This is a genomic window from Pedobacter sp. UYP1, assembly GCF_040547305.1.
GTDB lineage: Bacteria > Bacteroidota > Bacteroidia > Sphingobacteriales > Sphingobacteriaceae > Pedobacter.
Map to the genome: position 1 here is coordinate 319,240 of NZ_JBEPPL010000002.1, position 15,089 is coordinate 334,328.

Consider the following 15,089-nt stretch of genomic DNA (forward strand, 5'->3'; position numbering starts at 1 on the left):
TTTTCTAATTAACGCACAAAAGCTGCTCAAAGTACGCCAATAAAAATCAAATCACCTTCAGCGCTTAATAAGCTCTTTTTTTTCTCAGTTCTAGCAGTATTTGATTCCAATATAGTTCGTTCGGCTGCTCAGTCCGTTATGTAAAAAAAAGTGGTCAATTTGACCACTTTTTTTTACATTTTTAGAAGGTTTTAATTGCTTTTAGTTTGGGAAAGCATAAAACACAACCCAGTTACCACCTTCCCACGAGGAATCGTATGGGGTTTGAATAGTACTGTAATAAAAATCACCAGTTCTATTAGTTTTCGAACCAAATTGATAGACAGGTACAGATCCTGGTACCTGAGTGGTATAGGCATAGAAAAGAATGCTTTCGTTAACAAATGCTGGATATTGAAGATCTCTTTGAGTAGTTAAAAATCTGTTATTAGTGCTTCTATTTATAAATTGATAAACAGGAACAGCACCATTATACGCAAAAGAATAAGCCTTAAACGGCTGACCATTTGGATGCCATCCAAATTGTAAATATTTAAGATGCATATTAGGATCCAGGTTATTTGCATGCTTACTATCCATTTGAGGAGTAGAAAACTCATAGACTTCCTGAGGAGAGAGTTTAATCTGTCTATCATTGATATGTTTTTCAATTGCGGCCTTAACCTGTGCTTTTTTTACTGGATCAGCTATGAAATTATAAAGAAAAACGGCTTTGTCTACGTCAATTAACGTAGCGTTATTTGCATTAATACTCTGTTGCCAAGATGCAATATTAACAGTTTGGCTAGTATTTGCATCTTTATCAATTGTCAGACTTTGACCGCCATTTGTTCCACCAAAGAAGACGCCTGTATATTCTCTTTCATTGGTTGTATTTGTAATTTGGGTTATTTCCTCTTTAGTTTTACTGGCATTAATATTAACTCCAATTATTTTAAGAAGACCAAAGCCTAATCCCGCTTTTACATCCGATGTTTTTTTTGTGTAGTCAGATTGGGTTACTATAGAACCACTATAATTAAATTTTAAATTCCCTCCTAAGCTAATATCCAATAGTACATGGGTACCATACCTTGTTACTAATTGATCTGCACTCATATTGGCTACATTACTGATGAAATCTGGGGTCAAATACTGCATCAATTGGCTTATAGTGGCATCGCCGGTAAGTCTTATTCGTTTCACCCTCTGTGTTATTTCGTAGGATGCATAGGAATATTTACTTGAATAAGTAGTTCTGTTTTGATCAGAACTATTTAAACTAAGACTTCCAGTGAAAAGATTTTGGGAGCCATCCTGCGTGGCACCTTCAATTTTAGGGGTGTTCGTGCCATTAATATCAAATGATTTTTTTGTGCTTACATCTTTTATGTAATCTACGGCTGATGCTCCACCATAATATTGCTCTCTCCCTTCTGTAGAAGTGCTTATGTCAATTCTAGCAGGATTGTCAGCTACAAATTTTTTCGCGTCAAAAATTGGAGCATCAGATGTGGCTTTTAAATTAAGGACATCCCTGGTGACATCTAATCCATAACCTAATCGGTCAAACGAACCATCTCCGGCGGAGAAAGTTTGAGTTTTTTCTCCTTTCGTAGCGGGTGAAATGTCGTCCTGGCGCTTGCAGGACCAAAACATAGTAACAGGAATTAAAAGAAGTAAAAGTTTTTTCATGATAATAAATTTGATTAATAAATAGTAGGTGATTGCGCTATTGCGTATGTTAAAGTTTTTATATAAATAATAGGGTTATAATCAGTGTTTTGTAATTATATGAGCAATATTTTTCTATTAATTTTCTTTTAATGTCTTGTAAAGATATGTAATTAAATGATTTTTGGTTAAAAATATTATAAAAGAATAAAATATATCATTTATTAGTGTGCATTCCTGTTTGTTTTTTTCTTATACATATATTAATGCGACTTTTCTTGATTAAGAAGTCCTTTTTAAGAATATGATTTTAGGGCGCTTTAAAAGGATCTCTCAATCCATGGAGATAAAGGATTTGGCCATCTCTTTTATTTAAGAAATTCTTTAAAAAAATCTGAATTATTACAGGCTAATGATGTATCTTTGCATCCCGACAGAACAGTCGGGATTCTTTAGCAATAGCACGTAAAATCTCGCCCAGCTATCAGTCTTACAAGACGAACATTTTTTAACAAAACACTTTAGACTTTTTTAAAGCCTTATGCCTAAAGACACCTCCATACGTTCAGTATTGATTATCGGTTCCGGACCTATTATTATTGGCCAAGCCTGTGAGTTTGATTACTCCGGATCCCAAGCTGCCTTATCCTTAAAAGAAGAAGGAATTGAAGTTTCTATTATAAACTCCAATCCTGCAACTATTATGACTGATAAGATCATTGCAGACCATGTTTACCTCAGACCTTTAACGGTAGATTCTATTGAGCAGATTTTAATAGAGCGGAAAATTGACGCTGTATTGCCAACAATGGGAGGGCAAACTGCCTTAAACCTTTGTAAAGAAGCTGAAGAACGTGGTGTTTGGGAAAAACATGGCGTTAGAGTAATTGGCGTTGATGTTGCTGCAATTGAAAAAACAGAAAACAGAGAAGCTTTCCGCCAGTTAATGGTAGATATAGGTGTGGGTGTTGCGCCCTCAAAAATTGCAAACTCTTTCCTTGAAGGTAAAGAAGCAGCGCAGGAAATCGGCTATCCGCTGGTTATCCGCCCTTCTTATACACTGGGTGGATCAGGTGGTGGTTTCGTACACAAGAAAGAAGAATTTGATGCTGCGCTGAAACGTGGTCTTGAAGCTTCTCCAACACACGAAGTACTAGTAGAAAAAGCAGTCTTAGGCTGGAAAGAATACGAGCTGGAGTTATTAAGAGACAGCAATGATAACGTGATTATCATTTGCTCGATCGAAAACTTTGATCCGATGGGTATTCATACTGGTGATTCTATTACGGTTGCACCAGCAATGACTTTATCTGATACTTGTTACCAGGAGATGCGTAACCAGGCTATTAAAATGATGCGTGCGATTGGTACTTTCGCAGGTGGATGTAACGTACAGTTCTCAGTTAACCCTGATAACGACGATATCATCGCTATCGAGATTAATCCAAGGGTTTCCCGCTCATCAGCACTGGCAAGTAAAGCAACTGGTTATCCGATTGCTAAAATTGCTTCTAAACTGGCGATTGGCTATAACCTGGATGAAATCGAAAATCAAATTACTAAAACTACTTCGGCTTACTTTGAGCCTACGTTAGATTATGTAATCGTTAAAATACCACGCTGGAACTTTGATAAATTCAAAGGTGCGAACATGGAGTTAGGCTTACAGATGAAATCTGTTGGTGAAGTTATGGCTATTGGCCGCAGCTTTATCGAAGCTCTTCAAAAAGCATGTCAGAGTTTAGAAATCGGACGTGCTGGTTTAGGTGCCGACGGAAAACATAACAGAAGTATTGAAGAGATTATGCACGGTTTGGAACATCCAAGCTGGAACCGCTTATTCCTGATCAAGGATGCAATGAGCATGGGCGTTCCATTGGAGTCTATCCGTAAAGTAACCAGAATTGATAAATGGTTCTTAGCACAGATCCAGGAGTTGGTACAGCTGGAAACAGAATTAAAACGTTATTCATTAAATAATATACCGAAGGAATTCTTCTTCACGCTGAAACAAAAAGGATTCTCTGATATTCAGATTGCTTACTTGTTAGGTAATGTGACTGAGGATGAGGTTTATGACCGCAGAAAATCTCTGGGAATCAGGAGAGTTTATAAAATGGTAGATACCTGTGCTGCTGAATTCTCTGCACAAACTCCATACTACTACTCAACTTTTGAGGAGGAGAATGAATCTATCCCTACGGATAAAAAGAAAATCATTGTATTAGGATCAGGCCCGAACCGTATTGGTCAGGGTATTGAATTCGATTACTCTTGTGTGCATGGCTTACTGGCAGCAAAAGAAAGCGGATTTGAATCAATTATGATCAACTGTAATCCTGAAACAGTTTCTACAGATTTCAACATGGCTGATAAGTTATACTTTGAGCCAGTATTCTGGGAACATGTGCGTGAAATCATCGAGCTGGAAAATCCGGTAGGTGTAATCGTACAGTTAGGTGGTCAGACTGCTTTGAAAATGGCAGAAAAACTTCATGAGAATGGAATCAAGATTATCGGAACATCTTACAATGATATGGATGTTGCAGAAGATCGTGGTCGTTTCTCAGACTTATTAAAAGAATTAGATATCCCTTATCCTAAATATGGTGTTGCGGAAAATGCTGAAGAAGCTATTGTAGTAGCTAATGAAGTAGGTTACCCGGTGCTGGTTCGTCCTAGTTATGTATTAGGTGGACAAGGAATGAGCATTGTCATCAATGATGAGGATCTGGAAAAAGCAGTAGTGAAGTTATTAGGTGATCTGCCAGGTAACAGAGTACTGATTGACCATTTCCTTGACAGAGCAGAAGAAACTGAGTCAGATTCGATCTGTGATGGTGAGGATGTACATATTGTAGGTTTAATGGAACATATTGAGCCAGCTGGTATCCACTCCGGAGATTCATTTGCTGTATTGCCTCCGTTCAGTCTTTCTGCCAAAGTAATGGAAAGCATGGAGACTTACTCTAAGAAAATTGCCAGAGCATTAAACGTAATTGGTTTACTGAATATTCAGTTTGCTGTGAAAGACGAGAAGGTTTATGTAATTGAAGCGAATCCAAGAGCTTCCAGAACTGTTCCTTTCATCGCTAAAGCATACGATGTTCCTTATATCAATATTGCAGCTAAAATCATGTTGGGTGTGAACAAACTGAAAGACTTTACAATTGAGCGTAAGTTAGAAGGTTATGCGATTAAGGAGCCTGTTTTCTCTTATGATAAATTCCCTGAAGTACCAAAGGAATTAGGTCCTGAAATGAAATCAACTGGTGAGTCTATCCGGTTTATCAAAGACCTGGAAGATCCATATTTCAGAAAGTTGTACAAAGACAAATCGATGTATTTATCGAAATAATAAAAAGTCAAGACATAAAAAAAGGTCCCGTATAAATACGGGACCTTTTTTTATGTCTTGATTTTAACCAACTGGTCTGAAAATACGTTTTAAATGAATATTTTCGGCAGGATAAACTACCAGGGGGATCTTTTCAATAACCGTTTCGCTCGTATCCAGTCCGAAAGCTTTAGTATCGGATTGAGCCAATCGCTTAATCGCAAAGTAACTTCTCAGGATAAACCCATCCTTTAAGCTGAATTCATTCTCATAAGAAAGGAATTTCTCCATGATAACAAAGCGGAAATCCGCTGCGAGATTGAACTTGTTCAGGGAGTCATATTTACTTGTAATATCGATCTCTTTATTCGCCACCATTTCCTGCACCACTTTTCTGAACAGGACATTGATCCTTGGATGAATACGGAAGCCAAGTCTGAACTCAATACGGATAATTTTATCATCAGAAAGCTCCTCTACCATAAACTCCATGGTATAAGGTTCATCAGTTCTTTCGATATGTACAAACCAGTATACATCAGCACGCTTAGGGTTACGGCTGAATATAGAATAAAGTACCTTTTGCTCAATTTGCTTGCTGTTATTGGCCTTGGTTAAATAGATCAGGTGAGTACAATATTTAGCTATCGAACGATCCTCACTCAGCGCTTTCAGCATCGGTACCTGATCTTCAAGTTCTACAAATTTTAAGAAGCGATTCGTAATCTTACGCGCTTTGAACCAAACGAACATAGTAAAAATCAAACCTACTTCGAAGACTAAGAAGAATAATCTTTTAACAATTTTCACAGAGTTTGCCACAAAGAAAGACAGCTCTACTACTGCAAAAACACTCACAATGATAATTACCAGCCAAAGTGGCCAGCGCTTTACATAACGCATAAAATAATACATCAGTATCGTGGTCATCAGCATGGCGATCGTAATAGAAAACCCATACGCTGCGGTCATATTCTCGGAGGTCCTGAAATAAAGAGAGACCGCAATACACCCTATACAAAGTAGCCAGTTAATACTTGGAATATAAATCTGACCTCTGATATTAGTTGGATATTTAATCGTCACCTTAGGCCAGAAATTCATACTCACTGCCTCGCTGATCAAGGTAAAGGAACCTGAAATCAAAGCCTGACTGGCAATGATAGTCGCCATAGTTGCGATGATAACTACAGGAATCAGAAATAAATGGGGGACAATTTCAAAGAAGGGATTGATTCCATTGAAATCTTTCTGCGGACTTTGCATTAAAACCCAGGCACCTTGACCAAGGTAATTCAATACTAAGGCTGTTTTAACAAAGATCCAGCTGATCTGAATGTTTTTTCTCCCGCAATGTCCTAAATCAGAATATAACGCTTCGGCTCCTGTGGTACATAGAAATACAGCACCCAGTAACCAGAAGCCATGTGGATGATCCATTAATAACCTCGCGCCATAATATGGGTTCAGTGCTTTGAAAATCTCAGGGTAATGTAGTACTTGAATTAATCCAAGCAGAGCAATCATACAGAACCAGCAGAGCATAATAGGCCCGAAAGAAGCGCCGATAACCTTGGTCCCGAATTGCTGAAAAAAGAACAGCAGCACAATAATTGTAATGACAATACACAAAATCAGGGTGTTACCGGGTACAATAATCTTTGACAATGCTGGAACAAGATTTAAGCCCTCAATAGCTGAGGTTACAGAAATGGGGGGTGTAATAATCCCGTCGGCCAGTAAGGTTCCGGCACCGATTATTGCGGGGATGGCCATCCATTTACCGTAACGCCTCACTAATGCGTACAAGGAAAAAATGCCGCCCTCTCCCTTATTGTCTGCCTGAAGTGTAATGAAAATATATTTGAAAGTAGTTTGCAGTGTGAGCGTCCAGAATACGCAAGAAATAGCGCCTAATACTAAGGCGGGATTAACCTGTCCACCCTCTTTAAGTAATACTTGAAAGGTATAAAGCGGCGAAGTTCCTATGTCACCGAATATTATACCCAACGTCACTAACATACCCGCTGCGGATAGTTTTTTTAGATTAGGATGCATGTTTTTAAAGGCTGATTTAAAACAAAATTACGCTTTCTTGTTCTATATCAGTGATATGCGGTTTAATTTTAACCACATTTTAATTCTTGCCCTAAATTCTCATATCCTGCTAGCCGAACAACAAAGAAAAAACGTCTTCAATTTTATTTACGCCTGTAATCTCCAGTTTGTATTTATCTGTAATCAGCCCTTTTAAATTATAATTGGAAACAAAAATCCTTTCAAATCCCAGTTTGTCAGCTTCAGCAATGCGCTGTTCTATCCTGTTTACTGCACGGATTTCCCCTGATAGACCAACTTCTGCCGCAAAACAGATTTTTGAAGAGATGAAAATATCTTCATGTGATGAAATAATAGCTGCAAGAATTGCCAGGTCAATTGCAGGGTCTTCCACTTTGATTCCACCAGCAATATTTAAAAATACATCCCTGGTACTTAATCTGAATCCACAACGTTTTTCCAGAACAGCAAGCAGCATATTCATTCTTCGGGTATCAAAGCCTGTAGCTGAGCGTTGAGGCGTTCCATAAGCTGCAGTACTGACCAGAGCCTGTGTTTCAATTAGCATCGGTCTTGCACCTTCTAATGTTGCCGCAATCGCAATACCACTTAATTCCTCATCCCTTTGAGAAAGCAGGATTTCTGAAGGATTGGAAACTTGTCTGAGCCCGCCGCTGTGCATGGCATAAATACCCAGTTCCGCTGCGGCACCGAACCTGTTTTTAATCGAACGGAGAATTCTGTAAACATGATGCCTGTCTCCTTCAAATTGTAAAACGGTGTCCACCATATGTTCCAGGATTTTAGGTCCTGCAATCGCTCCATCTTTGGTAATATGACCTATTAAAAAGACTGGGGTATCAGTTTCTTTGGCAAAACGTAATAATTCAGCAGTACACTCCCTTACCTGAGAAACACTGCCCGGTGTAGAATCGATATGAGCAGAATGCAAGGTTTGAATAGAGTCCACCACAATAATATCGGGTTCAAGAACCTCAATTTGTTTAAATATATTTTGTGTAGAGGTTTCGGTAAGAATGTAACAATCTGCAGTTGGGTTGCTCGTAATTCTTTCTGCGCGCATTTTAATTTGCTGTTCACTTTCCTCTCCTGAAACATAGAGTACTTTTTTTCCGGTGATGTTTAGGGCAAGCTGCAACATCAATGTCGATTTTCCTATGCCTGGCTCACCTCCGATCAAAACGACAGATCCGGCGACTAAACCCCCACCTAATACCCGATCTAATTCCAGATCGTTAGTAGAGAGCTTATTCTCCTCAGAAAATGCAATGTTAGTAATCTTGTTAGGTTTATTTGATCTTTTCGTAGATCCGGATGCCTGCCATGCAGGAACACTGGCTCCTGGTTTTTCAATAACTTCTTCTACGAAGGTGTTCCAGGAATTACAAGAAGGGCACTTTCCAAGCCATTTGGCTGATTCGTACCCACAACTCTGACAGAAATATGCTGATTTAGTTTTAGCCAATTGATTTGAGATTAAAACACGAATTTAACTTAATTCGGTAGAAAAATAGAAAAGCCTGGTTACTATTTAAAGTGCCAGGCTTTTCCATTATGTTTTGAACACGAGTTTTACAATTTTATTTCTTCGTCTTTAGAAGAGATAAAATGAAACTCTGTTAATAAGTAAGACGGAACTGCCTTAACTTTAATTTTCTGTCCGAATTTAAAGAACCACTTCCATTGCAGGGAGTAAATACCTTTTTTGATAAAGGCCTCTATATACGGGTGTACACAAAGCGTAATGTTTTTTTCATTCTGCTCACGCAAAATGTAATTCATATTACTTTCAATATCATCCATTAAAACGATGCTCGCTTTAATTTCACCAGTACCATGACACATTGGGCAAACTTCACTAGTCACAATATTCATCTCAGGACGAACACGCTGACGTGTAATTTGTACAAGACCAAATTTACTTGGAGGCAGAATAGTGTGTTTAGCACGATCCAGCAGCATCAGTTCACGCAAATAGTCAAATAACATTTTACGGTTTACTGGTTTGTGCATATCGATAAAATCGATTACTACAATACCACCCATATCACGTAGTCTGAGCTGACGTGCAATTTCTTTTGCAGCTTCCTTGTTTACCTGTAAGGCATTGTCTTCCTGGTTTTCTTTATTCGCTGTTCTGTTACCGCTGTTAACGTCGATAACGTGAAGTGCTTCGGTATGTTCCACAACAAGATAAGCTCCACCGGCAAGATTTACGGTTTTACCAAAGCCATTCTTAATTTGTTTTTCAATTCCGAAATGCTCGAATATAGGTTCCTTGTGCTTATAAGGTTTTACTATTTTCTCCATTTCCGGAGAAATCTCATGCACGTAAGAACGGATATCTTCAAACAAGCCTGCATCGTTCACATAAACATTAGTGAAATCAACACTTAAAATGTCACGAATTAACGTTGACGTTCTGTCCATCTCACCCCAAACACGTTTGGAAGGCTCGGCCTCAGGTAATTTCTTGATGAAATTTTCCCACTTAGAGACAGAATCCAATAAGTCTTTTTGCAATTCTTCAACCCCTTTACCTTCAGAAACTGTTCTGATGATCACACCGAAGTTTTTAGGCTTAATACTTTCAATAATCTTTTTTAAACGATTACGTTCCGTATTACTCTTAATTTTTTTCGAGATTGATATTACATTAGAAAATGGGACTAATACAATGTACCGTCCTGCAATAGAAAGATCAGAGCTTAGACGCGGTCCTTTAGTTGAAATAGGCTCTTTAGCTATTTGAACAGGTATAAGCATGTTTTTGGAAACGACCTCAGATATTTTGCCAGCCTTATTAATATCGGCTTCAAGCTTTAAATTGTCTAATAACGTCCCACTAACAGTGCCATTCCGCTTAATTTTTGTAAGCTTTAATAAAGATTGAACTTGCGGACCAAGATCGAAATAATGCAAAAAAGCATCTTTCTCATAACCCACATCAACAAACGCAGCATTTAGTCCCGGCATAATTTTCTTTATGCGGCCTAAATAGATGTCGCCTACGGCGTAATTTGTGTTGACGTGTTCTTTATGAAGTTCTACAAGTTGTTTATCTTCAATCAAAGCTATGGTTACTCCCGTAGGAGACGAATCGATAATTAATTCCTTTACCAAAAGCTATACATTTAAAGGGATGAATCCCTTATTAAACACATGGACTGAATATATAAAAAACAGATCAACGAATAATAGATACTAAAACTAATCTTAGTATCTATTATTCGTTGATCATGGAGAAAAATCTATTTTTTCTTATGTCTGTTTTTTCTTAAACGCTTTTTACGTTTGTGGGTGGCCATTTTATGTCTTTTTCTTTTTTTACCGCTTGGCATAATTGTAAGGTTTAGATATTTTTATAAATCTGTTTATTAGTTTTTGGTCTTCAGCTCAGCCACTTTCTTATCAATGAAATTAGATAAGGTTGGATTTGCTGCCAATTTTTTACTGTTCAGGTAAGCCTCAACAGCCTCCTTGTTTTTACCCAGGTTCTCATAAGCTGTAGCCAGATAGAAATAAGCATCTGGTGAAGGCTTTTTAGCTATTATACCATTGAACCTGGTTATTGCTTTATCAAATTGTCCGGATTTTATTGCAAAAGTTCCTAAGCTCATGTTTGCTTTCAGGTTATCAGGATCTTTTTTAATGACGTCCAGCAACATTGCTATTCCCGACATCGGTGCACCCATGCCATTTACGACAGTGATTCCCAAACCGGTTTTAGCTTCAAGATTTGTTGAATCCAGTGCTACAGCATTCGTATAAGCTGCATTTGCTTTTTGTAATAATACAGGAGATATTAAACTATCCTGTGTATTGTCAAAAGCTTTCATCAATCTGCCACCAGCAGCTAACCAGCTATTCAGGTTACGCTCTTTGCCAGCAATGATTTCCAGATATAACGCGCTTGGAACAGCTTGTTCAACATCATCCCATTTTTCTGCAAGAACTTTCGCAGCGTTCACTTTCTGATCTTCAGATGCAGTTTTATACGCATTTTCCAATGTAGTGATTTCCGCAGCTAAGTTAGCATTAATTGAATTTTTAGCAGCGGTCGAGACCTCTGTTAAATTAATTGTACTGCCTGCTGAAGTAAGTTGCCCTCCGGCAGGAACGCCAGATGTTTCTTTCTTCGGCTTCACTAAACCTTTAATATCTCTTGTAAACAAAAATACGGCCAGCAGAATTACCGCTGCAATAATTAATGTTTGTTTAGATCGGATAGTGTTCATCATAAGCAGATTAAGCTTCTACGCTTAGTTTTTTTGAATTGTTTTTTACTTTATCAACAAAAACTTTTGCTGGTTTGAAACTTGGTACAAAATGCTCTGGAATAATAATCGCAGTGTTTTTTGAAATATTTCTGGCAGTTTTTTGTGCTCTTTTCTTAACAACAAAACTTCCAAAACCCCTAACATAGACATTTTCGCCACCGATCATACTGCTTTTGATTACTTTGAAAAACGCCTCAACGGTTTCCTGTACATCTACCTTTTCAATTCCTGTTTTCGTTGATATTTCTGAAATAATATCTGCCTTAGTCATATTTTCTATTATTAATTGTTGTGTGTTTAATATTATAAGTGATTTGGGGTTGCAAAAGTATTGCTTTTTAATGAGATAGGAAAATAAAAGATCAATTATTTATCTTGAATAGTATCAGGGAATTGCAAGTTTTACATAATCTAACCTGATCAGCGTATTTCTGCAGGCTATAACAAAATATACATTGGTGAATTTTGCGCAAGAAAAAATAATAATTTATAACTCTGCAAAATAATGTATTACTTGTATTTTTGGGGTTATGGCATTTCAGCAAGAGCTTATTAGTTGGTATCTGGTTAACAAAAGAAATCTCCCCTGGAGACATACGCAAGATCCCTACATCATCTGGTTATCAGAGATCATTTTACAGCAGACAAGGGTGGAGCAGGGGTTGCCTTATTTTAATCGTTTCCTCGAAGCATATCCTACAGTTTCGGCTTTTGCTGCAGCAACAGAAACACAGATTCTGAAGCTATGGCAGGGTTTGGGGTATTATTCACGTGGTAGAAATATGTTGTTTACCGCGCGGCAGATTATGGATTTATATGATGGTGTTTTTCCTGTAAGTTACCGGGAACTGATCAAACTTAAAGGGGTTGGTGAATATACAGCGGCTGCGATTTCTTCCTTTTCTTCTGGTGAAGCGATGGCTGTTTTAGATGGAAATGTGTTCCGTGTACTTTCCAGATATTTTGGAATCAGTACACCGATTAATAGTACGCTGGGCAAAAAACAATTCTCAGAGCTTGCACAATCTCTTATTGATGTGCAGAACCCCGCGCTGTATAATCAGGCAATTATGGAATTCGGTGCTTTGCAGTGTAAGCCTAAATCTCCTGACTGTGAAATTTGTCCGCTGATGCTTTCCTGTTATGCAAAAAATAATAACCTGATCCCTGTTCTTCCCGTTAAACTCAAAACAGTAAAGGTCAGAACACGCTATATTAATTATTTTATTTGCGAAAATGACAATAAAGTACTCGTTAATAAAAGGATTTCGGAAGATATCTGGCAGCATTTATATGATTTTCCTAACCTGGAAACTTTAATAGAAGCAGACGTTAATCATGAGGGTTTTTCGGAAAAAGTTAAACAAAATTTCGGGCCTGCTGTTGTTATCCGTCCGTTGATGCAAGTGAAACATTTATTGACACACCAAATTATATACGTTCAATTTTTTGGTTTAGATAATTATATCATTAACTTTAATATTAGCGCAGAAGCCAATTGGGTCACATGGGCCGATTTAGACCAGCTGCCACAACCGAAAATTCTAACCAAATTTATTAACTTCTATTTTAACAAATAGTAAACTCCAAATTCATGTCAGGTATTAACAAAGTAATTTTAGTTGGACATTTAGGGAAGGATCCTGAAGTCCGTCACTTAGATGGTGGTGTTACCGTTGCAAGCTTTCCACTGGCTACATCAGAAACCTATAATAAAGATGGAAAACGCATAGAACAAACAGAATGGCATAACATCGTATTGTGGAGGGGTTTAGCCGAAGTAGCATCAAAGTATCTGCAGAAGGGGAAACTCGTTTATATAGAAGGAAAACTACGTACACGGTCATTTGAAGACCGGGAGAAGATAAAGAAATATGTAACTGAAGTTGTGGCCGAGAATTTTACTATTCTGGGCAGAAAAAGCGATTTTGAAAATACACCTGTAACGACCAACAGTACCCCTAAAAGTGAAAATGATTACCTGGATGCAGATGGTATCTCAGGTGACCTGCCTTTTTAAGGTCATTCGAAGTATAGCATAAAGTTTTTTGTTTAATATTTTATAAAAGCCAGCCTGTCCAATTCCGACAGGCTGGCTTTTTTGTTCTGTTTTGCCAGCAGCAGTGCAGAGGTTAACCTCTGCACTGCTGCTGGCAGTCTGGGAAAAGGGTGCAAATGGCTTAAAATAAAAAAGGCCGCCCATATAGGGCAGCCTGTTATATCCTGAGCGTTAAAAACTAATTGGGATTCTTAACGTAATAAATATTAAGTCTTATTTTCCTGCTTGCAGGGTTGTTAAAGGAACCGATTACTGCTCTTCCTGCTGAAGTTGCATAAGGTAAGAGGTTAAATTCGGTTGTTGCAGTTGGTGCCAGGTAAGTCCCGTAATCAACAGTTTTTCCGTCAACAATATCCTGAATATAGCTGGTCACTACAAAAGTGTAGCTTTTTTTAGTTTTATCGTAAAATCCTCCAAATGGTAGTATTGCTCTTGGGTCACCTGATGGGTTAGTCTGTGAGGCAACGTTATTATCCGGCAGATTTTGTCTTTGTTTTGCAAGATCCAGCCTGTATAAAGAAAGACGTGGTGGTATTTTAAATGGAATTGAATCTGCAGGATCACTGATGTCAATTACCAATTCCGCTTTGTTAATTACAATTTTTGTCCCAATGGAAGCTTTCAGGTTCTTCAGGTAAGGGAAGGTTATTTTGTTTCTCACCCCGCTCATAGCCTGCAAATAAGTTACTGCGTAGTCTGCAGGAGTTTTAAGCTGAGTTGCAATAGCTGTATTGGTATAATCATGTTTAACAGTTGCTGCAACTGGTCCTGAAGGTGCGGAGATAGGAAACATTGCTGCTACTGTATCTCTGAGCGTTGCAGTTGTAGTGTTCTGTTTTTTATAATAAATCTCCAGGTTAGAATTGCTGCCGGCGAAGTCAAAAAACATCACTGCCCCAGGTTTTCCGGAAACAAGACTTGCAGTTACTTTTAAACCTTTAAATGCAGCTGCTAAATTCGCATTTGTACTTAAAGTTACAGAGTCAAGTGCCATGATCTTGCTTTTGATCAGTGCTGTTGACAATTTAATCCTGACCTGAGGGGCTGCATTATATGCAGTATCTGCTGCTCCGGGAATTACTCTGAGAACTCTGACAGATGAACCTGGTCTTGGTGTTATGGTTGCTGATCCCAGAAGATCAGTTGATGCATAGTCTGTAGTATTCAGGAAGCCGGTTTGTGTCGAAAGGTTAGCATTTAACTGTGTTACTCTAACATTGAAAGTTGAAGTACTGTCACCATAAAACTGGGCAAGCTGGCTTCCGATAGTTGCCTGAACTGAAGCCGGAACCGCAGTATTTGTAGCGTAGGACATCACTAATACTGCCGAATCAATTTCGGCGGCTGTACCAAAGCTGTATCCGGCGCCACCTGGCAAGTTAACTGCCATTGCAAGATTTGCTGTGGTTGAACCGAAAATCGGATCAGCCATTTGTCCCAGAGGATATCTGACTAAACCAACCGCTGAACCTGTAGTTGCAGGAGGGTAAGTTGAGGCAGGATCATCTAATTCAGTACGGGAAGTAACCGTAACTGTATCTAAAAGAATCCCACTGACCGCGTTAGCTGGATTAATATCTAAACCGATAGTACTGGAGTCTTTACAAGACGAAAAAAGAAAAAGACTTATTAACAGGGTCAATAAGTCTAGTTTTGAAAATTTCATAATTAATTTAATAAT

Annotated in this window: 10 protein-coding genes; 3 read left to right on the forward strand and 7 right to left on the reverse strand. The window is 38.2% G+C overall.

All coding sequences use genetic code 11. The features are described 5' to 3' along the window. Window positions 1-201: 201 nt before the first annotated feature. Window positions 202-1,674, reverse strand: a complete 1,473-nt coding sequence (locus ABIB30_RS05365) for an MAC/perforin domain-containing protein (RefSeq protein ID WP_354299952.1) — start codon at window positions 1,672-1,674, stop codon at window positions 202-204. Between the two features lie 520 nt (window positions 1,675-2,194). On the opposite strand from ABIB30_RS05365, the gene carB reads away from it, so the two are divergent. Next, a complete protein-coding gene (carB, locus tag ABIB30_RS05370) occupies window positions 2,195-5,011 on the forward strand; it encodes a carbamoyl-phosphate synthase large subunit (protein ID WP_183869373.1) in 2,817 nt (938 codons plus the stop codon). Between the two features lie 63 nt (window positions 5,012-5,074). Here the strand turns inward: carB and ABIB30_RS05375 are convergent, their stop codons facing one another. From ABIB30_RS05375 to ABIB30_RS05400, 5 genes are all read right to left on the reverse strand, one after another. Next, the gene (locus ABIB30_RS05375; RefSeq protein WP_354299955.1) at window positions 5,075-7,048 is read right to left on the reverse strand and encodes a KUP/HAK/KT family potassium transporter; all 1,974 of its coding nucleotides are present in this window, start codon (window positions 7,046-7,048) and stop codon (window positions 5,075-5,077) included. A 109-nt stretch (window positions 7,049-7,157) separates the two neighbouring features. Next, entirely contained in the window at window positions 7,158-8,534 is a 1,377-nt protein-coding gene (gene radA / locus ABIB30_RS05380; RefSeq protein WP_354299957.1) for a DNA repair protein RadA, read from the reverse strand. A gap of 107 nt (window positions 8,535-8,641) precedes the next feature. Then, window positions 8,642-10,192: an Rne/Rng family ribonuclease gene (locus ABIB30_RS05385; protein WP_183869378.1), complete on the reverse strand. Its 1,551-nt coding sequence runs from the start codon at window positions 10,190-10,192 to the stop codon at window positions 8,642-8,644. 254 nt (window positions 10,193-10,446) lie between these two features. Beyond that, the gene (locus tag ABIB30_RS05395) at window positions 10,447-11,310 is read right to left on the reverse strand and encodes a tetratricopeptide repeat protein (protein WP_183869379.1); all 864 of its coding nucleotides are present in this window, start codon (window positions 11,308-11,310) and stop codon (window positions 10,447-10,449) included. A gap of 7 nt (window positions 11,311-11,317) precedes the next feature. Then, window positions 11,318-11,620: an HU family DNA-binding protein gene (locus ABIB30_RS05400; RefSeq protein WP_041883022.1), complete on the reverse strand. Its 303-nt coding sequence runs from the start codon at window positions 11,618-11,620 to the stop codon at window positions 11,318-11,320. A gap of 259 nt (window positions 11,621-11,879) precedes the next feature. Between ABIB30_RS05400 and mutY the strand changes: the two genes are divergently transcribed. Both mutY and ABIB30_RS05410 read left to right on the forward strand, forming a co-directional pair. Further along, entirely contained in the window at window positions 11,880-12,929 is a 1,050-nt protein-coding gene (gene mutY, locus ABIB30_RS05405) for an A/G-specific adenine glycosylase (protein ID WP_354299961.1), read from the forward strand. A 14-nt stretch (window positions 12,930-12,943) separates the two neighbouring features. Next, a complete protein-coding gene (locus ABIB30_RS05410; protein WP_041883024.1) occupies window positions 12,944-13,369 on the forward strand; it encodes a single-stranded DNA-binding protein in 426 nt (141 codons plus the stop codon). A 217-nt stretch (window positions 13,370-13,586) separates the two neighbouring features. Here ABIB30_RS05410 and ABIB30_RS05415 read toward each other — a convergent pair whose 3' ends face one another. Beyond that, complete coding sequence (locus ABIB30_RS05415) at window positions 13,587-15,074, reverse strand: DUF4270 domain-containing protein (protein WP_354299965.1); 1,488 nt, start codon at window positions 15,072-15,074, stop codon at window positions 13,587-13,589. Window positions 15,075-15,089 lie beyond the last annotated feature (15 nt).